Origin of the sequence: Proteus myxofaciens ATCC 19692, from assembly GCF_001654855.1 — a bacterium.
In the GTDB taxonomy this organism is placed as follows: domain Bacteria; phylum Pseudomonadota; class Gammaproteobacteria; order Enterobacterales; family Enterobacteriaceae; genus Proteus; species Proteus myxofaciens.
Map to the genome: position 1 here is coordinate 1 of NZ_LXEN01000236.1, position 239 is coordinate 239.

At 34.7% G+C, this 239-nt stretch carries 1 protein-coding gene; it reads right to left on the reverse strand.

The genetic code is table 11. From position 1 onward, the window contains the following. A partial coding sequence (locus tag M983_RS16775; RefSeq protein WP_210433265.1) for an ATP-binding cassette domain-containing protein occupies positions 1-239 on the reverse strand: 239 nt, incomplete at both ends.

The following is a 239-nucleotide window of genomic DNA, read 5'->3' on the forward strand; positions in this document are numbered from 1 at the left end:
GTCGCTCTGTTGCTTTATATTGACTAATGAGGTTATCTTCAAAATAAATATCACCAGTGAGGGTAACTGAAGAAGGTAATAACCCCATAATGGCTTTACTGATAAGGCTCTTACCACTGCCACTTTCACCAACTATAGCTAATGTTCTGCCTTTTTGAATATCCAATGAAAGATCATGAACTAATATTTCATGATTCTCTTTGTGATGTAGCGAAATAGAATTTAGCGTCAATATAGAA